Here is a 22,795-nt window from a genome sequence, read left to right as displayed (position 1 = left end):
CTTCCCGATCCCCGGGATGCGACGAACCTACCGGTTCATGTCCAGAATCATGCAGGTCGTGCTGGCGGTTGCGTACAGGCGATCATCCACGTCATACAAACGTCCTTCGGCCAGCGCCGTCGAACGCCCCAGATGGATGACCTTGCCTTCGGCCCGCACTGGCCCGACCTTGTCGCTCAAGGCACGAACATAGCTGACCCGTAAATCGAGGGTGGTATAACCCTGGCCCTTTTTGAGCCGGGTATGGATAGCGCAGCCCATGCATGAGTCCAGCAAGGTCGCGGCATATCCGCCATGCACGCTCCCCAGCGGGTTGTAGTGGCGACTGTCGGGGGTGCCTTGAAAGATGAACAGCCCGGGCAGCCACTGCAACGGGATGAAGTCCATCAGCTCACCAATCGGCGGGGATGGAAATTCGCCCCGGCCGATGCCTTCCAGAAAATCCACAGGTTCCAGTGCGGCCACTTCGGCAAGGCTTGTGGTACCCACCGGGCCAAGGCGCGCCCGCATGTACCTTTCTTCCTCATGCCACAAGGCAAGTTTTTCATCACGCGATAGGTTTTGCATGGCGCTTTACTCCTGGATGGCACTGGGATTGGCGAAAATATTATTGCCATAATATTTGTTGATTGCGATCGCAATGTAAAGTGCGCAAAAGGATGGCGCCTGTCCGGGCAAAGGCATCAGGAGATAGAGAGCAGCAGGAGAGGGCTGTAACGCGCGCGTACAGAGGTTCGCTATCGGGGCTTCACGAAAGATGAATGCCCCAAATGCGCAGTGCAATGCTGCCTGATGTCAGGCAGTGTCATTGACGGGCTGGCGGTTTAGTCCACCGGCTCCGGATACAGAGGTTTGGACAGGTGCATGATACTCGCGTAGTCATACACATACTGGCGTCCTGCATGGCTGGTCGAACGCAATTGATCGATCAACAGCCGCTCTTTCTTGTTCAAATACCTCAACGCCGGTTCTTCGCTGGACTTCAGGCGATCACGTTCATGGGCGTCAGGAAAGGCGACGACGTTCGTCATGAAATATCTCCTTGATTGAGTCCTTGCTTGCTGCGATGTAGTCCCTGAGTAACAACGGTTTACATTACCCACAAAAACTCTGGGCGGGAACCCTGAAAATGATGGGCGTGTCACACAGCCTGAGTGACTTCGAAGGATTGACGGTTGCCATTGATGATGATTTCGACACTGTCGCCTTCGAATTTGCCCAACAGATTCTGTCCCAGAGGAGCACGAGCCGTGATCACGGTAATCGGCTGATTGTCTGAATTGACCTTCAGGCCGGCCGCATCCGGACCGATGAACAGGTATTGCTCCTGGCCATTCAAGGCTTCAAGGGCAACCAGATCACCCGTCTGAATGCCGAGTGATTCATCGAATGGCTTGAGTGCCCAGCTCTGGTAAAGCGTCAGTGACTGGCGTATCTCCTCGACACGTCGTGCCTGGCCCGCTGCCAGGTATGAGGCCTCCAGGCCCAAAGTGTCGTATTTGTTTTCTGCGATGTTTTCTTCGTGGGTTGCGGTTTCATAAGCCGTCTGCGCGGCACGCAGAGCGATATCCAGATCGATTTTCAATCTGTCGATAATCTGTTGCAGGACATCTGCCTTGTTCATGGGTTATCCGCAGTATTGATTGATGCCCGCACGGCTTTTTTCGCTGGGGGCCGTGCGGTCCTGCTGCATCCAGAAGTCGCATTTCGAGCGACTGAAGTTTTTCTGCTGCTGTTCCTGCGCCTGTTCGCGGGCCTGACGGGCTTCGCTTTCACGCAGGCTCTGCTCGTACTTCTGGAACATGGTGTTTTCCGGCTCGACCTGGGGCGAAGCGGGTGCCCGCAACTGGGCCGCGGCCTTTTCCAGCACCTGTGTCTGTGCCGGGGGCAGATTCTTGTAGAACACAAAGCCTGTCAGAACCACTGCCATCGCTCCCAGCCAGATGCCCAGCGCGATGCAGAGAATCAGTTTCAGGGAAACATACAGTTCGCGACGATTCGGATAGGACGGCATGGCTCTGGACTCCAGGCGTGGGCGACAGTGGCAATTGTGCCATGGCTGGCGCTGGTGGAAACCTGTTGTTCTGAAGGACAATCAGCGTTTTTCGAAATCCAGCCTCAGGGAGCCGGGATGAAAGCCTCTTGGGACATTTTTTGTAGCGTCGTCGACAACTATGGTGACGTCGGCGTGACCTGGCGCCTGGCCCGGCAACTGGTGGCCGAGCATGATCTGAATGTGCGTCTGTGGATCGATGACCTGTCGGCGTTCGTTCGCCTGTATCCCCAGGCCAGTACCGAAGCGGCGCAGCAGTGGCAGGAGGGCGTGAGCATCTGTCACTGGCCTGAATGCTGGGTGGCCACTGATGTTGCCGATGTGGTGATCGAGGCCTTCGCCTGCCGTCTGCCGCCTGCTTACACCGAAGCGATGTTGCCACGCTCGCCACGGCCTGTGTGGTTGAACCTGGACTATCTCAGCGCCGAAGAGTGGGTCACCGGCTGCCACGGCCTGCCTTCTTTGCAGTCCAGTGGTTTGAAGAAGTTCTTTTTCTTTCCCGGCTTCCGCGAGACGACCGGCGGCCTGCTGCGTGAACACGCGCTGATCGAACAGCGCCAGGCTTTTCAGCAAGACAGATCGGCGCAGCAAGGATTCCTGCAGCAACTGGGTATCGAGCCCTGTGCCGGTGCTCGCCTGATCTCGGTGTTCGCCTACGAGAACCCCGGTATTGGCAGTTGGCTCGAACTGTTGGCCAAGGATGAGCGGCCGACTCATTTGCTGGTGCCTGAAGGTCGCGTGCTGGGCGACATCCAGCGCTGGCTCGGGATCGATGCCTTGCAGGCTGGAGACTTGAAACAACGTGGTGCCCTCAGCATCCAGGTCTTGCCGTTCGTCAGGCAGCAGGACTATGACCGGTTGCTCTGGTGCTGTGATTTCAATGTCGTGCGGGGCGAGGATTCGTTTGTGCGGGCCCAATGGGCCGGGCGTCCGATGCTGTGGCACATCTATCAGCAGGAAGGCGATGCCCATCTGCCCAAGCTCGATGCCTTTCTGGAACTCTATCTCGCCGGGCTTTCGTCCGAGGCCGGGCACGCACTGAATGAGCTGTGGCAGGGCTGGAATGCCGGTCGTGATCTCGATGCAAGCTGGCAGTCGCTGGGCATTCACTGGCCAGAGCTCGAAAAACATGCCGGTCGCTGGTGTCTGGAACAGGCCTCGCAAACCGATCTTGCCGCGGCGCTGGTACAGTTTTGTCGAAATTCGCTATGATACGCGGCCTTGATATCAGGCTCTGTACGAAAAGTGCCTGCGCAGGCTATTTCTCGTACAGAGCCTTTGGCTATTTCAATCCAAATTCGGATATATGCAATGAAAACTGGTAAAGAGCTGAAACCCGGTACCGTGATCCGTATCGACAACGATCCTTGGCTGGTCCAGAAGGCCGAGTTCACCAAGTCCGGTCGTAACAGCGCAATCATGAAGACCAAGCTGAAGAACCTGCTGACCGGTTACAAGACTGAAACCGTATACAGCGCCGACGACAAGCTGGACGACGTGATCCTGGATCGCAAGGAAGCCACCCTGTCTTTCATCAGCGGTGACTCCTACACGTTCATGGACACCACTGACTACACCATGTACGAACTGAACGCCGAAGACATCGAAGCCGTTCTGCCATTCGTCGAAGAAGGCATGACCGACGTCTGCGAAGCCGTGTTCTTCGAAGAGCGTCTGGTTTCCGTAGAGCTGCCGACCACCATCGTTCGTCAGATCGACTACACCGAAGGTTCTGCTCGTGGCGACACTTCGGGCAAGGTCATGAAGCCTGCCAAACTGAAAAACGGTACCGAGCTGAGCGTTGCTGACTTCATCGAAATCGGCGACATGATCGAGATCGATACCCGTGACGGTGGTTCCTACAAAGGTCGTGCCAAATAAGCATGGTTTTGTAACCCTCCGATACGCAAAAAACCCGCAGCGATGCGGGTTTTTTGTGTCTGCCGGTTTTACTTCAGATGCGTTTTCAGCTCCTGAGATGCCTGCAGCATCGCTGAACGGACAGCAGGAACCTGACTGACCACGTTGAGCAAACCGTAGTCGTGGATCATGCCGTTGTAACGCACAGACGTGACCGCCACTCCAGCCTGATCCAGCTTGCGGGCATAGGCTTCACCCTCGTCGCGTAGCACGTCGGCACTTGCCGTTTGCACCAGTGCTGGTGGCAGGCCTTTCAACTGATCGACCGAGGCACGCAGCGGCGAGGCATAGATCTCGTTACGTTGTGCGGCATCGGTGGTGTAGTTGTCCCAGAACCACTTCATCATGTTGCGGGTCAGGAAGTGTCCTTCGGCGTACTGGTTGTAGGAACCGGTATCAAAGTTCGCATCCGTGACAGGCCACAGCAGCACCTGATACCTGAGCGCCGGAGTGCCTTTGTCTTTGGCCATCAGGGCAACCACTGCCGCCATGTTGCCGCCGACACTGTTACCCGCAACGGCCAGGCGCTTGCCATCGACATTGATTTCCTTGCCATGCTCGGCGACCCACTTGGTCGCCGCATAAGCCTGGTTGATCGCAGTCGGGTAATGCGCCTCCGGTGATGGTGTGTAGTTGACGAAGACCGCCACAGCTCCCGAACCTTCTACCAGGTCACGAACCAGACGTTCGTGAGTCGGGAAGTCCCCCAGAACCCAGCCGCCACCGTGGAAGTACATGAAAACCGGCAAGGTTCCCTTCACACCGACAGGGCGCATGATGTTCAGGCTGATGGACTGGCCGTCCACCTTGATGGTTTTCTCGCTGACTTCGGCCTTGGGCAGTGTCAGCTTGACCCCGGCTTGAGCGCCGACCAATACCGCACGGGCTTCTTTGGGCGACAACTGCTCTATGGGCTTTCCGGTGCCTGAGTTCAAGGCATCCAGAAAGGCCTGGGTGTTGTGCTCGATGTCTGTGCTGTCAGTTGCAAAGGCGCTGCCAACGGACAGTGCCAGAAGAGTACCGGTCAAGACCTTGCTGAAGGTTTTCATGTTCGACTCCTGTGCCGGGCGGTTTTTAGACAGTTACATGCAGGCGCACGTCGACATTGCCGCGGGTAGCGTTGGAGTAAGGGCAGACCTGGTGAGCGGCATCGACCAGTTGCTGGGCATCGGCTTGTTCCAGGCCCGGCAGGCTGATGTGCAGGTCAATGTCCAGACCGAAGCCGCCCGGAATCTGACCAATGCCGACATGGGCGGTGATCGAGGCGTCTGCCGGAATGCTGCGTTTGCTCTGGCCAGCGACGAATTTCAGGGCGCCGATGAAGCAGGCCGAGTAACCGGCTGCAAACAGTTGCTCAGGGTTGGTGGCTTCGCCGCCGGCACCGCCGAGTTCTTTAGGGGTTGCCAGTTTGACGTCGAGGATCTTGTCGCTGGAAACAGCACGACCATCACGGCCACCGGTAGCAGTTGCAACAGCGGTATAGAGAGTGTTCATGGTATTGCCTCGCAGGTTGGTTGATTGTTCGCAAAAATCTTGTGCGCTAAGTAAGTAGTTGTAAATTTATAGCGCAAATATTTAGTGCGCAAGTTAATTGTTGGGAATCTGAAATTCCCGACCCTTGAGAAATGGCCGTGCGGAGTTTTTCAGCTATTTAAATCTATTTAAAACAATGGTTTGAAAGGGTTTTACCGTTCGTCGGGAGAGTGCCGCAGGGCATGAGAGGGTTTGCCCTCAGCCTACAGGCTGTCCTGCAGGTGGGTACGAAGGTCCAGCAACGCGCTCTGCAGCACGCGCAGCTTGTCCAGTGTCAGGCCACTTGAGGAGAGGATGCAGCCAGGAACATCTCTGGCTTTTTGCTGGAGGGCACGGCCTTGTTCTGTCAGGTGCAGCAGGACCACGCGCTCGTCTTCCTTGCTGCGGGTACGGCTGATGAAGCCTTCTGCTTCCAGACGTTTGAGCAGTGGCGTCAATGAGCCGGGATCGGTCAGCAGGCGTGTGCTGACATCGCCGACGGTCAAACCGTCTTTTTCCCACAGCACCATCATGGCCAGATATTGCGGATAGGTGAGTCCCAGCGCCTGGAGCAAAGGTTTGTAGACCTTGGTCATCATCAGCGAGGTGGAGTAGAGGGCGAAACACAGTTGGTTATCCAGCAGCAACGAGTCGCAATCGGCAGAAGTCTCGGGTTCAAGACGGTCTTCGGCATTCATGGGCGGTCCTCGTGAGTGGTGGCGTTCATCTAATTTAGTGTCGTGATCTTTAATGCGCCAGATAAATCCGGGCGTTCACGGGTACAGGATACGAGTCGTTGAGTGACCATGCACGATATGTTGCTACTGGCCGTATGCCTGCGGGACAAGACTGCGTAGCATTCACGCCTGTGGGCTGACTGGGGACGTGGTGTGATTGAAGTTGTGATGTTTGTGCTGATGGGTGCCGCGATGGGTACCCTGGGTGGGCTGTTCGGGATTGGTGGTGGTCTGGTCGCGATCCCGGCACTGGGGGTTTTGTTCGGTCTCGATCAGCAATTGGCGCAGGGGACTGCACTGCTGATGGTGTTGCCTAATGTCCTGCTGGCCTTGTGGCGTTATAACCAGCGTAACCGTGTGTTGTTGCGCAATGCGTTGATGCTCATTGTTCCAAGCTTCTTTCTGGCATGGCTCACGTCCTTGCTGGCAGTCAGGGTCGATCCACAGCACATGCGTCTCGGATTCGTGGCTTTTCTGATCCTGCTGACGATTTTCAACCTTGCTCAGATGTTCTTGCGCAAAGGGCAGGCCAGTACGCAGTTGCGTCACGTCAACTGGCTATGGCTGTTAGGAGTGGGGTCCGGCGTCACTGGCGGATTGTTCGGGGTGGGCGGCGGTGTGATTGCCACGCCGATTCTCACAAGTCTGTTCGGCGCGACTCAGGTTGTTGCCCAGGGACTTGCCCTGACTCTGGCAGTGCCGAGCACGGCAATTACCCTGTTTACCTATGCATTGCATGACCATGTGAACTGGTCCATGGGCATTCCCCTGGCAGTTGGTGGTCTGGCCAGCGTCAGTTGGGGTGTGAGGCTCGCACACTCGATGCCAGAGCGCCTGCTGCGTTATCTGTTTTGCCTGTTTCTGGTGTTCTGTGCCGTGATCCTGATGTTCAAGCTCTAGCGCTGGAATCGCTGACAGAGCGCCGCATAATCGGCTAGCGTTGCAGGCTCAGCCGGGAGTCTTGAATGTCAGCAGAACTGTCCCTCAAACAAGCACGTCGTCTGGCGCTGGCCGCTCAGGGTTTCACCGGACGTCAGCCGCCTGCCACCATCAAGGCCAGTCACGTCACGCAACTGATCCGGCGGCTCGGCGTATTGCAGATCGATTCGGTCAATGCACTCGTGCGTTCTCACTACCTGCCGCTGTATTCACGGCTGGGCAATTATTCGCAAACGCTGCTGGATCAGGCTGCCTGGAGCCAGGGACGACATCGCACGTTGTTCGAGTATTGGGGGCACGAGGCGTCGCTGCTGCCCATCGAACTTTACCCGCTGATGCGCTGGCGAATGCAGCGTGCCGCCCAGGGCGAAGGTATCTATCAGCAACTGGCGCGCTTTGGTCGTGAGCAGCAACCGGTTATCGAAAGGGTCTTGCAGGCTGTTCGCGACCGGGGCGCATTGGGGGCTGGCAGCCTCGGTTCTCGGCAGGAGCGCGCAGGACCCTGGTGGGACTGGAGTGCGGAAAAGCTGGCGCTGGAATGGTTGTTTGCTGCGGGTGAAGTCACTGTGGCAGGACGTCGTGGTTTCGAGCGTTTGTATGATTTGCCGGAGCGAGTGCTTCCCGCAGCAATCCTCAATCATGCGCAAATCGATGAAGCTCAGGCTCAGCGTGGTCTGTTGCTGCATGCGGTAAAAGCCTTGGGCGTCGGTACGGAAAAGGACCTGCGGGATTATTTCCGTCAGGATCCGCTACCCAGTCGTCTGGCTCTGGCGGAACTGGTCGAGATGGGCGCGTTGCAACGGGTCAGGGTTGAAGGCTGGAAGCAGCCTGCGTTTTGTCTGCCGGATATCCCGCAGCCTCGGAAAGTGTCGGCCAGCGCCTTGTTGTCACCATTCGACTCCCTGATCTGGGAGCGTGCGCGTACCGAGCGGCTGTTCGACTTCCGCTATCGCCTGGAGATCTACACGCCACAGCACAAACGGGTCTACGGCTATTACGTCTTGCCGTTCCTGCACAACGAGCGTATTGCCGCACGGGTCGACCTTCGTTCCGAGCGGGCGTCAGGGTGTCTGGCGGTGCATGCCGTGCATGAAGAGGAGCGTGGACTGGACGAAGAGGGCAGGGAAGCGTTGACCCGAAACCTGCGCCAGTTGGCCGACTGGTTGGGGCTTCCAGATATACGAAGCGTAGGAGCGACTTCAGTCGCGAATATCGGCCTTCGCGAATGAATTAGCTCTCATCAAAAAAGACGCAAGATCATGAATTAGAACGTATTTTATGTAGGATAAAAACGTTATCCGGCGTACATATCCATTATCTGCATGTGCTGGTCCTACTGGTTCCGCCTTTACGGCGGCCCCCTTTTGTTTCGGCAAAAGGGGGGAAAACCATCCGCTCCGGTTCGGCCCCGCCTTGTGGCGGGGTTCCCTCGCTCCGGCATTGCTCCGTGGGTACGCGCCGACGGGCCTTCCATGGCCCTGCGGCGCTTGCTCGGCGTCCTGCCTCGCAACCCACTACGCAATACCTCCACTCGGCCGTCACCAACGTCGCAATCGGCGGTGTCTGGAATATCTCTGCTCATCCCGGTAGGAGCGAATTCATTCGCGAATAAATTCGCTCCTACACGAATTGTGAGAACACAGCCGAACCCTTAATCCGCAAACACATGGCCCATGTTGCTGCGCGACAGCGCGGTGCCAAGGCGGCGGGTGATCTCCTACGGTTTTTTCAGCGTTTCACTTGCTTTAATGTCTCGGCAATCAGAAACGCCAGCTCCAGCGACTGATCGGCATTCATCCGTGGGTCGCAATGGGTGTGGTAACGATCCGACAATCCATCTTCGGTAATCGGGCGCGCGCCGCCGATGCATTCGGTGACGTTCTGGCCGGTCATTTCGATATGGATACCGCCTGCATAAGTACCTTCGGCCTGATGCACCTGGAAGAACTGTTTCACTTCCCCAAGAATCTGCGCGAAGTCGCGGGTCTTGTAGCCGCTGCTGGCCTTGATGGTATTGCCATGCATCGGGTCGGAGCTCCACAGCACCTTGCGGCCTTCGCGCTCCACGGCGCGGATCAGTTGTGGCAAGTGCTCGCCGACCTTGTTCGCGCCCATGCGGGCGATGAGGTTCAGGCGGCCCGGGTCGTTGTCCGGGTTGAGGATGTCGATCAGGCGAATAAGGTCATCGGTGTCCATGCTCGGGCCGACCTTGACCCCGATCGGGTTATTGACCCCGCGCAGGAATTCAACGTGGGCGCCATCCAGTTGCCGGGTGCGATCGCCGATCCACAGCATGTGGGCCGAGCAGTCGTAGTAGTCGTTGGTCAGGCTGTCGCGACGCACGAAGGCTTCTTCGTAGTTCAGCAACAAGGCTTCGTGTGCGGTGAAGAAGCTCGTTTCCCGCAGTTGTGGCGAGCTGTCCATGCCACAGGCACGCATGAATGCCAGGGTTTCGTCGATTCGGTCAGCCAATTGGCTGTATTTCTGCGCCAGTGCCGAGTTTGCGATGAAGTCCAGGTTCCACTGATGGACCTGATGCAGATCGGCAAAACCGCCCTGGGCAAAGGCGCGCAGCAGGTTCAGGGTGGCCGTGGACTGGTGATACGCCTGCAGAAGGCGCTCCGGGTCCGGCACACGGCTTTTTTCGTCGAAACCGATGGCGTTGACGATATCGCCACGATAGGCGGGAAATGTCACGCCATCGATGGTTTCGTCGTTGGACGAGCGCGGCTTGGCGAATTGTCCGGCCATGCGCCCGACCTTGACCACCGGGCAGCCGGCGGCAAAGGTCATCACCACGGCCATCTGCAGCAGCACTTTAAAGGTGTCGCGGATCTTCGCCGCCGAAAACTCCATGAAGCTTTCGGCGCAATCGCCGCCTTGCAGCAGGAAGGCACGGCCTTGGGAGACTTCGGCAAACTGGCGACGCAGGTCCCGGGCTTCACCGGCGAACACCAGTGGCGGATAGCTGGCCAGGCGTTGTTCGACTTCTGCCAGATGTGCGGCGTCAGGGTATCGGGGTTGTTGCTGAATAGGTAATGCCCGCCAGCTGTCGGGGCTCCAGGGTTGGCTCATTGTTGGCTCTTGGGGATGTGCAATCGAATCCGCATGGTAACAGTTCATTGTCGAGCTGCGAGCGAGTGGGGGACGAGCTGGCTCGATAGTTGTGACAAATGCTCTCGCTTGGCTGACAATTCGCCCTTTGCGCTCGGCGCGATGGCCAACCGGGAAAGGTAATGACTGAAGAGCGTGAGCGCGAAGAACGGATTCTTGCCGAAGTCCATGATGACTTCGGGATGATTCGCGTCCTTGAGGTGGATGATTATCGCTTCCTCGAATTTGGCGATGCCATCGAACAGAGTTGTACCTTCACGGCCGACCCCAGCTGGCTGGAGTACGACTACACCCGGGCCATGCTGATCGGCGCCTTGTGCCATGAAGCGCCCGAGAGCGCACTGTTTCTCGGATTGGGTGCCGGAACCCTGACTCAGGCCTGCATGAAGTTTCTGCCTCTGGAAGACGTGGAAGTCATCGAGTTGCGCCCGGATGTTCCGCGTCTGGCAATCGAGTACATGGGGCTCGATGATGATCCGCGTCTTTATATACGCATCGGCGATGCCCTCGAACTGCTCGACAGCGCCGAAACGGCCGATCTGATTTTCGTCGACCTCTATACCGATGTCGGGCCTGGGGCCGGGCATCTGGCCTGGAATTTTCTCCAGGACTGCCAGCAGCGCCTCAACCCTGGCGGCTGGCTGATCATCAACCAGTGGGCCACCGATGACGGCAAGCCTCTGGGCGCTGCGTTGCTGCGCGGGCTTTATCACAGGCACTACTGGGAGCTGCCGGTGAAGGAGGGCAATGTCATCCTCATTGTCCCGGCCGATCTGGAACAGACCCTGAATGTGGAGTCGCTTACCTCGCGTGCCGAAGTGCTTGCGCCGCAACTGGGTTACTCCTTGCTGCCTTTGATCAGGGATATTCGTTCAGCGACCTGAGGAGCGACAAGAGGGTGTGGCGAGAGGTTGGAGTGAGACATTTCGCCGCACCGTGCAGGGCGCAACCATATTCATATGCATGAAAGAGTGAAACGTTTAAGTGATTACCCCCGCAATACCGGGCTCTCAAGGCATTGCGGCCGGTTTGTTCCGTTGCGTGATGCCTGCAAACTCTGCTTCAACCGCCAATATTTTGTAAAAAAACCCTCACTTTCAAACGCAATTCCGGTATAGTGCGCGCCGGCCTTAAGAGGCCCTCGTCAGGTATTGCAGTTACCCGAAGCCTGCTTCGGTAACTTGTCCGCATTGCGGACTATTCTTGACGATCCATTCATCAATACGTTTTCGCAAATCCCCGCCGACAAAGCAGCCAGGGTGACCTCAAGGTCGTACACGGCACGCGCAGCTTTGAAGCATGGGTCTTTGCGGATGCACCAGAGGCAGACCCATGACCCAGGAAATCGGCGGCTTCGCCGCTCTCGACCTTCATCCGAGTATTGTTGCAGCCGTCATCGCGACCGGCTACGAAGAGCCTTCGGCCATTCAGCAGCAGTCCATCCCGATTATTCTTGCCGGCCACGACATGATCGGCCAGGCGCAGACTGGCACCGGTAAAACCGCCGCGTTCGCCCTGCCAATCCTGCATCGTATCGACCCGAGCAAGCGTGAGCCGCAAGCACTGATTCTCGCTCCAACCCGCGAGCTGGCACTGCAAGTTGCCACCGCATTTGAAACCTACGCCAAGCAGATGCCGGGCGTGACGGTCGTTGCCGTCTACGGCGGCGCACCTATGGGTCCGCAGCTCAAGGCTATCCGCAATGGCGCGCAGATCGTTGTCGCCACGCCGGGTCGTCTGTGCGATCACCTGCGTCGTGACGAAAAAGTCCTGGCTACCGTGAATCATCTGGTTCTCGACGAAGCGGACGAAATGCTCAAGCTGGGCTTCATGGATGACCTGGAAGTCATCTTCAAGGCCATGCCGGAAAGCCGTCAGACCGTTCTGTTCTCGGCTACCCTGCCGCAGTCGATCCGTGCCATCGCCGAACGCCATCTGCGCGATCCGAAGCACGTCAAGATCCAGACCAAGACCCAGACCGTTACCGCGATCGAGCAGGCTCACCTGCTGGTTCACGCTGACCAGAAAACCTCTGCCGTACTGAGCCTGCTGGAAGTCGAGGATTTCGACGCCCTGATCATGTTCGTCCGTACCAAGCAGGCGACCCTGGATCTGGCAAGCGCCCTGGAAGCCAAAGGCTACAAGGCTGCTGCACTGAACGGCGACATCGCCCAGAACCAGCGTGAGCGCGTCATCGACTCCCTCAAGGATGGCCGTCTGGACATCGTTGTGGCGACCGACGTTGCTGCCCGTGGTCTCGACGTTCCGCGCATCACTCACGTGTTCAACGTTGACATGCCTTACGATCCTGAGTCCTACGTTCACCGTATCGGCCGTACCGGCCGCGCCGGTCGCGAAGGTCGTGCATTGCTGCTGGTGACTCCACGTGAGCGCCGCATGCTGCAAGTGATTGAGCGCGTAACTGGCCAGAAAGTCGTGGAAGTCCGCCTGCCGGATTCCCAGGCCGTCCTGGATGCCCGCATCAAGAAACTGACCAACAGCCTGTCGCCGCTGGTTGCCGATGCAGAAGCGAGCCATGGCGATCTGCTTGATCGTCTGACTGCCGACATCGGTTGCACGCCGCGTGCCCTGGCTGCGGCCCTGCTGCGCAAGGCCACCAATGGTCAGGCTCTGACCTTGTCTGCCATCGAGCGTGAGCGTCCACTGGTTCCGAACAACGCTCCGCGTGCTGATCGTGGCGAGCGTAGCGATCGCGGTGACCGTCCAGAGCGCGAGCGTCGTGCTCCGATGCCTCTGGCCGAAGGCCGCGCTCGTTGCCGTACCGCGCTGGGTGCGCGTGATGGTATCGCTGCCAAGAACCTGCTGGGTGCAATCCTCAACGAAGGCGGCCTGGCCCGCGAAGCGATCGGCCGTATCCAGGTTCGTGACAGCTTCAGTCTGGTCGAACTGCCGGAAGATGGCCTTGAGCGTCTGCTGACCAAGCTCAAGGACACCCGCGTTGCAGGCAAGCAGTTGAAGCTGCGTCGCTATCGCGAAGACTGATCGACTCTTGAGTTGATCGGCAGATAAAAAATCCCCGACTGGTTCGGGGATTTTTTTGTCCGGGATTTGCTCAGTCGAAGCGGTAGATATCCATGCCCAGTGCGCCCATGGTGAAGCCCTGATACGCAATGCTGAATCTGCCGCCAGCTCCGCGGGCGAAATACAGGGGCAGCAGGTGCTCATCGCTCGGATGGCTGCGCACAGCGTGGGGTGCCAGGGTCCGGTAATTGTGCAGTGCAGACTCGTCGTTGCTTTCCAGCCGTTCGATCATCCAGTCTCGAAATGCTTTCGCCCAAGGCTCGATGCTTTCAGGGCCGGCATTCCAGTCCAGTTCGCGCAGGTTATGGGTAATGCTGCCGGAGCCTATGATCAGCACGCCCTGTTCGCGCAGGCTGGCGAGTGCCTGGCCGACGCGAGTCTGCAAGGCCGGACCCTGGCGGCTTGGCAGGGAAACCTGCACCACCGGGATATCGGCTTGTGGATACATCAACGACAGCGGTACCCACACACCGTGGTCAAAAGGGCGTCGGCTGTCTGTCCGGGCGGGCAATCCGTTTGCGGCCAGCAGTTCGACCACTTCAGCGGTCAGCTTCGGCAAACCCCTTGCAGGATATTGGACGGCGAACAGAGCTGCCGGGAAGCCGCCGAAGTCATGCCAGGTTTCCGGTTGCGGGTTGGCATTGACGATCAGCTCGTTGCTTTCCCAATGGGCTGAAACAATCACGATGGCCTTGGGGGCAGGCATTTCACTCGCCAGGCGGGCCAGCGCCGGACCGCTTTCGCCGGGTTCCAGAGCCAGCATGGGAGAGCCGTGGGAGATGAACAGGCTGGGAAACATGATGAGGTCCTGAGTGTCTGGGATGCGCCTATCTTGGGGCAGGGCATTGATCGGAATCCAATATAAGTTCTTAGGTATTCTGATCGAAATTCCTGAAGCTTTGCCGGGGCATCAATCAGGCAGGCACAAAAAAGGGCGACTCGCGTCGCCCTTCCGGTTATAGCCCTGGATCAACCGCGACGGCGCAGCGCCTCGATACGCTCTTCCAGTGGCGGGTGGCTCATGAACAGGCCAGCCAGACCGTGCTTGAGGCCACCGTTGATGCCGAATGCGCTCATGGTGCTCGGCATGTTGACCGGTACGCCCTGTTCGGAGCGCAGGCGTTGCAGTGCGCCAATCATTGCGCTGGTGCCGGCCAGTCGGGCGCCGGCTTCGTCAGCCCGGTATTCGCGTTTGCGCGAGAACCACATCACGATGGTGCTGGCCAGGAAACCCAGGACCAGTTCAGCGAAGATCGTGGTGATGTAGTAAGCGATACCCTGACCGTTTTCAGTCTTGAAGATCACCTTGTCGACGAAGTTGCCGATGATCCTCGCAAAGAACATCACGAAGGTGTTCACTACGCCCTGTACCAGCGCCAGTGTCACCATGTCGCCATTGGCGACGTGACCGATTTCGTGGGCCAGTACGGCCTTGACTTCGTCGGGCGAGAAGCGCTCCAGCAAACCCTGGCTCACCGCGACCAGCGCGTCGTTCTTGTTCCAGCCTGTGGCGAAGGCGTTGGCTTCGTAGGCAGGGAAAATACCGACTTCCGGCATTTTGATACCGGCTTCCCTGGACAGTTGCTCCACGGTCTGCAGCAACCATTGCTCATGGCGAGTGCGAGGCTGGGTAATGATCTGCGTGCCGGTGCTCATTTTTGCCGACCACTTGGAGATGAGCAGCGAGAACAGCGAGCCGGCGAAACCGAACACGGCGCAGAAGACCAGCAGCTGATTGAGGTTGAGATCAACCCCATTGGCCGCCATGAACCCATTGAAGCCAAAAAGGCTCAAGGTGATGCTGGCAATCAGCACGACCGCAAGGTTAGTGGCCAAAAACAGCAAAATGCGCATCATGGTCGAAACGTTCTCCTGGGGAATAAATGCAACGTGATGCCGGGTATATAAGGTGATGCCCGCTGCTATTCAACAGGGGGACTATTTCAAACTGTGTCGTTTTGTCGTATTCGATGTTAATCCTGCCAACCTGAACGGCACCTGAGCCATGGCTGCGGGCGTCCTGGGGAGACTTGAGAGGGATGCAAGAAGGCGGGGAGGGGGTATTGCAGGAACTGCCCCGAACCGGAGTCGGGGCAGGGGACTCTGTGGTTTTATTGCTTGTAGCCTTTGACGAAGTTGCCGATGCGTCCGATGGCCTGTTCCAGGTCGTCGACACGCGGCAAGGTCACCACGCGGAAGTGGTCAGGCCATGGCCAGTTGAATGCGGTGCCTTGCACAACGAGCAGCTTTTCCGAAAGCAGCAGGTCGAGGACGAACTTCTCGTCGTTGTGGATCGGGCAGATCTTGGGGTCGATACGCGGGAAGGCGTACAGCGCGCCCATGGGTTTGACGCAGCTTACGCCGGGAATGTCGTTGAGCAATTCCCAGGTACGGTTGCGTTGCTCCAGCAGGCGTCCCTGAGGCAGAACCAGGTCGTTGATGCTCTGGTAGCCGCCCAAAGCGGTCTGGATGGCGTGCTGGCTGGGTACGTTGGCGCACAGGCGCATGTTGGCCAGGATGTCGATGCCTTCGATGTAGCTCTGGGCATTGTGCTTGGGGCCGGAAATGGCGACCCAGCCGGAGCGGAAGCCCGCAACGCGGTAGGACTTGGACAGGCCGTTGAAGGTCAGGCACAGCAGGTCTGGCGCAAGGGAGGCGGTGCTGATGTGTACGGCTTCGTCGTAGAGGATCTTGTCGTAGATTTCGTCCGAGAACACCACCAGATTGTGCTGGCGGGCCAGTTCCAGCATGCCCAGCAGCACTTCCTTCGAATACACGGCACCGGTGGGGTTGTTCGGATTGATGATCACCATGGCCTTGGTGTTCGGCGTGATCTTGGCCTTGATGTCCTGCAGGTCAGGCCACCAGTTGGCCTGCTCGTCGCACAGGTAATGCACCGGGTTGCCGCCTGCCAGGCTGACAGCGGCAGTCCAGAGTGGATAGTCCGGGGCCGGGATCAGGACCTCGTCGCCGTTGTTGAGCAGCGCCTGCATCGACATCACGATCAGTTCGGAGACGCCGTTGCCCAGGTAGATGTCTTCGATGCCGATGCCGTCGACCTGCTTCTGCTGGTAGTACTGCATCACGGCCTTGCGGGCGCTGAACAGGCCCTTGGAGTCGCTGTAGCCCTGAGCGGTCGGCAGGTTGCGGATCACGTCTTGCAGGATCTCGTCCGGCGCCTCGAAACCAAACGGTGCCGGGTTGCCGATATTCAGCTTGAGGATGCGATGGCCTTCCTCTTCCAGACGTTTGGCGTGCTTGAGCACTGGCCCGCGAATGTCATAGCAGACGTTTGCGAGCTTGTTCGATTTGCTGAACTGCATGTGATTGATCCCGAAAATGGACGAGTTGTTGCCGGCTTGCAACGAAGGTCGCTGGACATGACCCGATGAAAATGGGTTTGTATGCGACAAACGCGGGTGACAGACTGACATCTGATGAGACGCAATCATACGTGCCACCCGATCCGTGGAAAAGACACAGATCGGGCTTTTTCAGATTCGGAGGTGTACCTGTGGACAAGTTGCACAAGACGCTCGAAGAGTGGAAGCAAATGCTCGATCCAGAGCAGTACAACGTCTGTCGCCTGAAAGCGACCGAGCGCCCCTTTACCGGCAAGTACAACGGCACGAAGACCGAGGGTGTCTATCATTGTGTGTGCTGTAACGAAGCGCTGTTCGATTCCACCACCAAGTTCGATTCCGGCTGTGGCTGGCCGAGTTTCTACGCGCCGATAGAAGGCAGTGCGGTGGTCGAAGTGCGGGACATCAGCCACGGGATGATTCGCACCGAAGTGGTGTGCGCCAAGTGCGACGCCCACCTGGGGCATGTATTTCCCGATGGTCCGCCACCCACCGGCCTGCGTTACTGCATCAATTCGGTGTGTCTGGATCTGGTGCCACGGGTTTAGCCGTCATTGGCGTGGTCTGGCTTATCAGCCTCTATCAACAGGGGAAATTGAATGCATGTGTCATTCAATTGCAGGCTAACTTCAACATTCATTTTTATGAGGCATCGTCATGAGCGAGAACCTGTTGAGCATTCCTTGCACCACGATCAAGGGCGAGCAGAAGACCCTGGCCGATTTCGCCGGCAAGGCGGTGCTGGTGGTCAATACGGCAAGCAAGTGTGGTTTCACCCCGCAATACAAGGGGCTGGAAGCGCTATGGCAGCAATACCGCGACCGCGGGCTAGTGGTTCTGGGCTTTCCCTGCAACCAGTTCGGCAAGCAGGAACCCGGCAATGAAGGTGCTATCTCGGAGTTCTGCGAATTGAACTACGGCGTCAGTTTCCCGTTGTTCAAGAAAGTCGACGTCAATGGCGGTAACGCCCACCCGCTGTTCGTGCAGTTGAAGAAGCGGGCGCCGGGCATTCTGGGGTCCCAGGGTATCAAGTGGAACTTCACCAAGTTTCTGGTCGACAAGGAGGGGAAACTGGTCAAACGTTTTTCCCCACGCACCAAGCCTGAAGAGCTGACCGGCGAGATCGAGGCCTTGCTCAAATAGCACGGTTGCTCGGTGTGAGCGCAATCCACTGGTCCAGCATGCTGACCAGTTCTGCTCGGCGGAACGGCTTGGCCAGATAGTCGTTCATGCCGGCTGCCCTGCAACGTTCGCGCTCTTCGGGCATGGCATTGGCGGTCAGGGCTACGATAGGCAGGCCGGGCCAGCGCCCGCTGCTGCGGATCTGGCGGCTGGCCTCGTAACCGTCCATGACCGGCATGTTGCAGTCCATCAGGACCAGATCGAAGTTGCTGTGCTCCAGTTGCTCGATGGCCTCTGCGCCATGGGCGCTGACAATCACTTCACAGCCCAGCTTGCTGAGCATGCCTTTGGCGACCAGTTGATTGACCGGGTTGTCTTCCACCAGAAGGATGCGTGCCGGGCGCTGGGTCGCCAGCTCTTCGGGAGAGGTTTCGCTTATCCCGGGTTCTTCCATGTGCAGGGCGCGGCGCAAGGTGTTGTAGAGCGCGTTACGGGCCAGCGGCCGAGCCTGCTGCTGCAAGGGTGCCAGGGCGCTGACCTGTTCGACGGGCATGAAGTTGCCATAGGCCGTGACCAGCAGGATGGGCACTTGTGTGGTCGGGCGAATAGAAAACAGGCATTCCGGGCAATCGGTAATCACCAGGTCGGTATCGGGGTCGAGTTGCTGCTCGCAGGTCCGGTCATCGATGCCCCGGCGATTAAAGGCGACTCCCCAACTGGGCAGCAGGGTGCCAAGCAGTTCCACCAGACCGCTGCCCGCCTTGCTGATCACGGTCACACGGCCCTTGAGCGCGGGTGGTGTCACCGCTTTCAGATGTACCGGCAACGGCAGTTCGGCGCAGAACAGGCTGCCCAGACCTGACTGGGACTGGATGCTCAGGCGGCCATTCATGGCTTCGCACAGGTTGTGAGTCAGGGACAGGCCCAGCCCCGTGCCACCAAATTGCCGGGTGATCGCTGCTTCGGCCTGGGTGAAGGGCTGGAAGATCCGCTCCTGGGCTTCCTTGGGGATGCCGATTCCAGTGTCCCGGACTTCGATTCGCACCCGGTTTTCCCCGGTTTCAGAATCCTGCGCGCAGGAAAGGCGCACATCCACGCGCCCGAAACGGGTGAACTTGAGCGCATTGGAGAGCAGGTTGCTGACGATCTGCCGGACCCGCGTGGGGTCGCCGATCACCAGTGGCGGAAAGTCCGGAGCAATCAGGCAGGTCAGTTCCACGCTGGGGGCAGCGTTCTGCGAGAGCAGGTTAGCGGTGTCTTCGACCAGCATGCCCAGATCGAAAGGGATGCGCTCGATTTCCAGTTGTCCTGCATTGAACTTGGACATGTCGAGAATATCGTTGAGCAGTTCCACCAGCACTTTGCCCGAGTCATGGGCAATCATCAGTTGCTGGCGTTGCTCGGCACTGAGCGGACCGTCCAGTGACAGGGCCAGCATGCCCAGCAATCCATTGAGCGGTGTGCGGATCTCATGGCTCATGTTCGCCAGGAAGGCCGTGCGGGCATTGGCCATGTCCAGGGCGGTGCTGCGGGCGATCTGCAATTCCTCGTTGGACTGGCTGAGGCGAATGTTGCTGGCCTTGAGTTCGTTGGTGCGTGCCGAAACGATGTTTTCCAGCTCGTTCAGGTGATTGGTAAGCCGGTCCTCTGCCTCGCGACGTCTGGCGAACTCGGTGCTCATGGTTTCGATATGCAGGTTGAACGTCTTGACCAGTACGCCGATTTCATCGTTTTCATGATTGGGCGGGCAGGTCATTTTTTTCTGGATCGGGCTGCGCGGATCGTGACGGCTCAAATCCCGGATCAGGTTCACCAGCGGCTTGGTCAGGGTCGCGTAGAACAGCATGGTCAGGATCCCGGCCAGCACCAGACTGCGCACGAAGCCATTGAGCAGGGTGATCTCGGCCCGCTGCAGGAAGTGGCTGCCAAAGGCGAAGGTGTCGACGGTCAGGCTCAGGGTGCCGATGACCTCGGTAGGCATATGGTCCAGATGCAGGACTTCTTCGAAATGCCGGCTTTCTCCGAACAGCCAGTCGCTGAGTACCCGATAGCGTCCGGTGGCCATGGGACGTTCGACGCTGGAGAGCACCATATTGTTGTTGTCGGTCAGTCTGGCGCTGACCACGGCGGGGGAGTGCAGCAGGCCCAGGGTCAGCTCCTGAGCCAGTTCGGCGTCGATGTTGTACGCCATGCGCGATGCCGGGTTATGGCTGATTTCCATCAGGGAGCCAATTTCACGATCGATGGAAGCATCTTCGCTGGCATAATCGAGGGCAATCTGGAGCAGACTGAGCAAGGTTCCAAGAATGAAACCGATCAGGACGGCCATTCTGGCTTGCTTGAACGACAACCTGTTGGTGAACGATATATCCATGGAAGTTCAGTCACTTCTGATGCCCATTGCGGGGCAAGCATAGCCGATCGGGCCTTGTGGTTAATCAGTTAAATATAAGGAGGTTTCGTGGATTCTCGGTTGATGGCTTTTCTGGAGCGCGCCGATGCCGTGCTGACTCGTCTGGAGCCCTTGTTGCCTGCCGTTCGCGAGCCGCTGGACTGGTCCGCGACTCTGGCGGCGCGTTGGGTGCGAGAAGGGCGCAGCGGTTATCTGCTGCCCCTTGAAGTCAGCCTGGACATGCGCCTGTCGGACCTGATCGGTGTTGATCGGCAGCGAGACCAGTTGGGACGCAATACTCGCCAGTTCATTGATGGTCTGCCTGCCAACCATGCGTTGCTGTGGGGCTCGCGTGGCACCGGCAAGTCTTCGCTGATTCGGGCCTTGCTGGCTGAGTATGCCGGTGCAGGCCTGCGCCTGATCGAAATCGAACGCGACCATCTGGGCGACCTGCCGCGAGTGGTCGAGCAACTGCAGAAACTTCCCCAGCGCTTTGTGTTGTTCTGCGACGATCTTTCCTTCGAGTCGGGGGAGGGTGACTATCGCGTACTCAAGAGCGTGCTCGATGGCTCGCTCGAACAGGCACCGGATAATGTGCTGCTTTATGCAACTTCCAACCGTCGCCATCTGGTGCCGGAGAAGGAGAGCGATAACGAAAACTGGAAGCATGTAGAAGGCGAGCTGCATCCCAGCGAGGCGGTGGAAGACAAGATCGCGCTGTCGGACCGCTTCGGCTTGTGGCTGTCTTTCTATCCGTTCACTCAGGAGCACTTCCTGAATGTGGTGGAACACTGGATTACCCAGCTGGCGCAGAAGGCCGGCCTGACCTGGCAGCGCGATGAAGAGCTGGACAAGGCGGCTGTCCGTTGGGCGACCGGGCGGGGTAATCGTAATGGTCGTTGTGCCTACCAGTTTGCGCGTTACTGGGTAGGCCTGAAATTGTTGGAGCAACAGGCATGATCGATTTACAAGACGTGGGTGCGGGCCAGGAAGGTTATGACCTGCTGGCGGCACAGTTACAGGCGCTGCTGGCCGATGAGCGTGACTTCATTGCCAACGCCGCGCAGTTTTCTGCGTTTCTCTATACCCAGATAACGGAGTTGAACTGGGCGGGCTTTTATCTGAATCGCAACGAAGAGCTGGTGCTCGGGCCGTTCCAGGGGCAGGTCGCCTGCGTGCGCATACCGTTCGGGCGTGGTGTGTGCGGTGCTGCCGCCCAAAGCCGGCAAACCCAGCGGGTTGAAGATGTCCATACCTTCGCCGGGCACATCGCCTGCGACAGCGCCTCCAATAGCGAGCTGGTCATTCCGTTGATAAAGGAAGGGCGTCTGATCGGCGTGCTGGATCTGGACAGCCCGCAAGTCGGGCGATTCAAGGAGGAGGATCAGGAGGGGATCGAGCGTCTGGCGGCTATCTTTCTGGCGTCCACCGACTGCTGAGCCGGGAGCCTGTCCGCCGTTGCGCAGTGCAGCGCAACGGCGGTGTGTCATCAATCGTAGATGACCTTCTTCTTCCATTCCGATTCGACTTCGTCTGCCTTCAGACCTTCGGTCAGGGCGTTGTCGTCATCATCGGTAGGTGCTGTATTGGTCAGCACCATGGAGTTGGCGCGTGCCAGTTGTTTTTCCATGGCCTGCAACTGTTGTTGATAGGTCACAGGGTCCGGCTGGTTGCGCAGGTACTGTACGCCGCGCTCGAAGGCCAGGCGGGCTTGACCTGGCTGCTCTTGAGATAGCGCAAGCTGGCCGAGGTTATTGAAAAACTCGATATGCAGGTTCACCAGGATGGTGCGGATTTCGCGAATCCAGTGTTTGGCTTCACTGGTTGGCAGAAAACCGTCATGAGCGGCGCGAGTGACCTGGCCATGCAGCGCTTCCAATAGAAAGCGAATGTCCTTGGCCTTGGCTTCGGTCTGGATCGGGCTGACGGCGTTGGTGACCTGGATACGGTCGCCCTGTGCCACCAGCTCTTCCAGTTCGGTCACACGGGTCTTGAGCTGTGCGTTGCCTTTTTCCAGCCCAAGCATGCGCTGCACGACATTGAGCTCCAGGCGGGTCAGCAACAGCTTGAGGGCTGGCGACATGAGCTGGCCGGGGAATGTCTCGCTGATTTCACTGCAACGACGTAGTCGGTCGTTGAGTTCTACCTTTGCACGAGCCTTGTCCAGTTTGCTGTTTTCAGCGACATGGTTCAGGTAGCCAATCGCTATAAGCAGCGCGATACCAGCTACTACCATCAACGTGATCATGAGTGGTGTCACTGCGCAAACCTCATTTTTTCCATAAATTATTGTGCGAGTGTAGTGGCTAAGCACTATTGCGCATAGATGCCTCCGTCGGACATTGCAACTAAATTTTCTCCTGAGACAAGAGTTTTCCGGCCAACGGCGTGAACCTTAAAGAGGGGCGAAGTCATTGATTTAAATAAATTTTCAGAAGGGGGTTGACGACCTGCCAAACCATCCATAGAATGCGCGCCACTTACAGCGTAAAGCACACAGCAAAGCGCAGTAAGTAGTGAATGTTGTACGTGTGTCCCCTTCGTCTAGTGGCCTAGGACACCGCCCTTTCACGGCGGTAACAGGGGTTCGAGTCCCCTAGGG

23 protein-coding genes are annotated in these 22,795 nt (G+C 58.1%); 10 read left to right on the top strand and 13 right to left on the bottom strand.

Annotated features, from left to right (window positions below; genetic code table 11):
* Positions 1-27: 27 nt before the first annotated feature.
* The 4 genes from K5D32_RS05095 to K5D32_RS05080 form a co-directional block, all read right to left on the bottom strand.
* The gene (locus K5D32_RS05095) at positions 28-567 is read right to left on the bottom strand and encodes a PaaI family thioesterase (protein ID WP_221577511.1); all 540 of its coding nucleotides are present in this window, start codon (positions 565-567) and stop codon (positions 28-30) included.
* Positions 568-824: 257 nt separating this feature from the next.
* Positions 825-1,031, bottom strand: a complete 207-nt coding sequence (locus tag K5D32_RS05090; protein ID WP_025261276.1) for a hypothetical protein — start codon at positions 1,029-1,031, stop codon at positions 825-827.
* A 110-nt stretch (positions 1,032-1,141) separates the two neighbouring features.
* Complete coding sequence (locus K5D32_RS05085) at positions 1,142-1,624, bottom strand: transcription elongation factor GreAB (RefSeq protein WP_221577512.1); 483 nt, start codon at positions 1,622-1,624, stop codon at positions 1,142-1,144.
* A 3-nt stretch (positions 1,625-1,627) separates the two neighbouring features.
* A complete protein-coding gene (locus K5D32_RS05080) occupies positions 1,628-2,014 on the bottom strand; it encodes a hypothetical protein (RefSeq protein ID WP_221577513.1) in 387 nt (128 codons plus the stop codon).
* 117 nt (positions 2,015-2,131) lie between these two features.
* Here K5D32_RS05080 and earP point away from each other — a divergent pair, with 117 nt between their 5' ends.
* Together earP and K5D32_RS05070 are read left to right on the top strand one after the other, a co-directional pair.
* Positions 2,132-3,265, top strand: coding sequence for an elongation factor P maturation arginine rhamnosyltransferase EarP (gene earP, locus K5D32_RS05075; protein ID WP_221599408.1), 1,134 nt, complete (start codon positions 2,132-2,134; stop codon positions 3,263-3,265).
* Positions 3,266-3,364: 99 nt separating this feature from the next.
* Positions 3,365-3,934 (top strand): elongation factor P, encoded by a 570-nt coding sequence (locus K5D32_RS05070; RefSeq protein ID WP_025261272.1) that lies wholly within the window; start codon positions 3,365-3,367, stop codon positions 3,932-3,934.
* Positions 3,935-4,002: 68 nt separating this feature from the next.
* On the opposite strand, the gene K5D32_RS05065 is transcribed toward K5D32_RS05070, so the two are convergent.
* The 3 genes from K5D32_RS05065 to K5D32_RS05055 all read right to left on the bottom strand — a co-directional run bounded on the left by K5D32_RS05065 (position 4,003) and on the right by K5D32_RS05055 (position 6,183).
* Complete coding sequence (locus K5D32_RS05065; protein WP_221577515.1) at positions 4,003-5,022, bottom strand: alpha/beta hydrolase; 1,020 nt, start codon at positions 5,020-5,022, stop codon at positions 4,003-4,005.
* 25 nt (positions 5,023-5,047) lie between these two features.
* The gene (locus tag K5D32_RS05060) at positions 5,048-5,467 is read right to left on the bottom strand and encodes an organic hydroperoxide resistance protein (protein ID WP_025261270.1); all 420 of its coding nucleotides are present in this window, start codon (positions 5,465-5,467) and stop codon (positions 5,048-5,050) included.
* A 242-nt stretch (positions 5,468-5,709) separates the two neighbouring features.
* Entirely contained in the window at positions 5,710-6,183 is a 474-nt protein-coding gene (locus K5D32_RS05055) for a MarR family winged helix-turn-helix transcriptional regulator (RefSeq protein WP_025261269.1), read from the bottom strand.
* Between the two features lie 192 nt (positions 6,184-6,375).
* Between K5D32_RS05055 and K5D32_RS05050 the strand changes: the two genes are divergently transcribed.
* Both K5D32_RS05050 and K5D32_RS05045 read left to right on the top strand, forming a co-directional pair.
* Positions 6,376-7,122, top strand: a complete 747-nt coding sequence (locus K5D32_RS05050; RefSeq protein ID WP_221577516.1) for a sulfite exporter TauE/SafE family protein — start codon at positions 6,376-6,378, stop codon at positions 7,120-7,122.
* Positions 7,123-7,187: 65 nt separating this feature from the next.
* The gene (locus K5D32_RS05045; protein ID WP_221599407.1) at positions 7,188-8,390 is read left to right on the top strand and encodes a winged helix-turn-helix domain-containing protein; all 1,203 of its coding nucleotides are present in this window, start codon (positions 7,188-7,190) and stop codon (positions 8,388-8,390) included.
* Between the two features lie 499 nt (positions 8,391-8,889).
* Here K5D32_RS05045 and K5D32_RS05040 read toward each other — a convergent pair whose 3' ends face one another.
* The gene (locus K5D32_RS05040; RefSeq protein WP_221577519.1) at positions 8,890-10,236 is read right to left on the bottom strand and encodes a class II 3-deoxy-7-phosphoheptulonate synthase; all 1,347 of its coding nucleotides are present in this window, start codon (positions 10,234-10,236) and stop codon (positions 8,890-8,892) included.
* A gap of 161 nt (positions 10,237-10,397) precedes the next feature.
* Between K5D32_RS05040 and K5D32_RS05035 the strand changes: the two genes are divergently transcribed.
* Positions 10,398-11,159: a spermidine synthase gene (locus K5D32_RS05035; RefSeq protein ID WP_221577520.1), complete on the top strand. Its 762-nt coding sequence runs from the start codon at positions 10,398-10,400 to the stop codon at positions 11,157-11,159.
* Between the two features lie 415 nt (positions 11,160-11,574).
* Positions 11,575-13,278: a DEAD/DEAH box helicase gene (locus K5D32_RS05030; RefSeq protein WP_221577521.1), complete on the top strand. Its 1,704-nt coding sequence runs from the start codon at positions 11,575-11,577 to the stop codon at positions 13,276-13,278.
* A gap of 70 nt (positions 13,279-13,348) precedes the next feature.
* Here the strand turns inward: K5D32_RS05030 and K5D32_RS05025 are convergent, their stop codons facing one another.
* The 3 genes from K5D32_RS05025 to K5D32_RS05015 form a co-directional block, all read right to left on the bottom strand.
* Positions 13,349-14,116, bottom strand: a complete 768-nt coding sequence (locus tag K5D32_RS05025; RefSeq protein WP_221594487.1) for a class III extradiol ring-cleavage dioxygenase — start codon at positions 14,114-14,116, stop codon at positions 13,349-13,351.
* 170 nt (positions 14,117-14,286) lie between these two features.
* Positions 14,287-15,174 (bottom strand): protease HtpX, encoded by an 888-nt coding sequence (gene htpX, locus K5D32_RS05020; protein WP_221599406.1) that lies wholly within the window; start codon positions 15,172-15,174, stop codon positions 14,287-14,289.
* 254 nt (positions 15,175-15,428) lie between these two features.
* Entirely contained in the window at positions 15,429-16,640 is a 1,212-nt protein-coding gene (locus K5D32_RS05015) for a pyridoxal phosphate-dependent aminotransferase (RefSeq protein WP_198726956.1), read from the bottom strand.
* Between the two features lie 191 nt (positions 16,641-16,831).
* Here K5D32_RS05015 and msrB point away from each other — a divergent pair, with 191 nt between their 5' ends.
* Both msrB and K5D32_RS05005 read left to right on the top strand, forming a co-directional pair.
* Positions 16,832-17,227: a peptide-methionine (R)-S-oxide reductase MsrB gene (gene msrB, locus K5D32_RS05010; RefSeq protein ID WP_198726953.1), complete on the top strand. Its 396-nt coding sequence runs from the start codon at positions 16,832-16,834 to the stop codon at positions 17,225-17,227.
* Between the two features lie 109 nt (positions 17,228-17,336).
* On the top strand, positions 17,337-17,822 hold the full coding sequence (locus K5D32_RS05005) for a glutathione peroxidase (protein ID WP_025261260.1): 486 nt from the start codon (positions 17,337-17,339) through the stop codon (positions 17,820-17,822).
* Here the strand turns inward: K5D32_RS05005 and K5D32_RS05000 are convergent.
* Positions 17,815-20,175: an ATP-binding protein gene (locus K5D32_RS05000; RefSeq protein WP_221577523.1), complete on the bottom strand. Its 2,361-nt coding sequence runs from the start codon at positions 20,173-20,175 to the stop codon at positions 17,815-17,817. The genes K5D32_RS05005 and K5D32_RS05000 overlap by 8 nt on opposite strands.
* An 87-nt stretch (positions 20,176-20,262) precedes the next feature.
* Between K5D32_RS05000 and K5D32_RS04995 the strand changes: the two genes are divergently transcribed.
* Together K5D32_RS04995 and K5D32_RS04990 are read left to right on the top strand one after the other, a co-directional pair.
* Positions 20,263-21,153 (top strand): ATP-binding protein, encoded by an 891-nt coding sequence (locus K5D32_RS04995; protein WP_025261258.1) that lies wholly within the window; start codon positions 20,263-20,265, stop codon positions 21,151-21,153.
* The gene (locus tag K5D32_RS04990; protein WP_221577524.1) at positions 21,150-21,632 is read left to right on the top strand and encodes a GAF domain-containing protein; all 483 of its coding nucleotides are present in this window, start codon (positions 21,150-21,152) and stop codon (positions 21,630-21,632) included. The genes K5D32_RS04995 and K5D32_RS04990 overlap by 4 nt, the downstream gene beginning before the upstream one ends.
* Before the next feature lie 50 nt (positions 21,633-21,682).
* On the opposite strand, the gene K5D32_RS04985 is transcribed toward K5D32_RS04990, so the two are convergent.
* Complete coding sequence (locus tag K5D32_RS04985) at positions 21,683-22,441, bottom strand: hypothetical protein (protein ID WP_221577525.1); 759 nt, start codon at positions 22,439-22,441, stop codon at positions 21,683-21,685.
* Between the last annotated feature and the right edge of the window lie 354 nt (positions 22,442-22,795).

Origin of the sequence: Pseudomonas cichorii, from assembly GCF_019719005.1 — a bacterium.
Lineage (GTDB): Bacteria > Pseudomonadota > Gammaproteobacteria > Pseudomonadales > Pseudomonadaceae > Aquipseudomonas > Aquipseudomonas cichorii_E.
Note: the sequence above shows the minus strand (reverse complement) of the source record. Positions and strands in the feature narration are given on the sequence as shown.